Source organism: Sinorhizobium sp. GQ132 (assembly GCF_059758575.1).
Genome location: NZ_JCAXDX010000069.1, coordinates 1 through 375 on the forward strand (window position 1 = coordinate 1; position 375 = coordinate 375).

1 protein-coding gene is annotated in these 375 nt (G+C 55.2%); it reads left to right on the top strand.

Annotated features, from left to right (window positions below; all coding sequences use genetic code 11):
• The first annotated feature begins 170 nt into the window (after positions 1 to 170).
• Positions 171 to 299 (top strand): hypothetical protein, encoded by a 129-nt coding sequence (locus tag AC6CIG_RS29755; protein ID WP_498324394.1) that lies wholly within the window; start codon positions 171 to 173, stop codon positions 297 to 299.
• Positions 300 to 375 lie beyond the last annotated feature (76 nt).

The window sequence follows — 375 nt, forward strand, 5'->3', positions numbered from 1 at the left end:
GCTGGAGGGTCGTGAGCCTAGGTTAAATCGACGGAGTTCAGCGCACGGATTGGCGTATGTTTGCAATCAACGCGTCTGAAATGAAGAAAAAAGCAACCTTTGGGTGAACAAACAAATACTAGCCTGAAGCGGAAGTATGCCGTCTTCGTCTAGACTATTAGCCGGTCCAAATCGCCGAGGTCGAGTATCGGGCGTGGACCGATGAGCGGAAGTTGAGGCATCCCTCGTTTATGGGGATCAGGGAGAGGCTGACGATGCGACGGTGTTTGACATCCAACTTGCGCTCGCTTCGGCGGTAATCCCCACAGCCTGCTCTCCCGGATCGATCTGGGTGAGCGTGCCGTCCACCGCGGCCAAGGAACTCTTTCACGGATG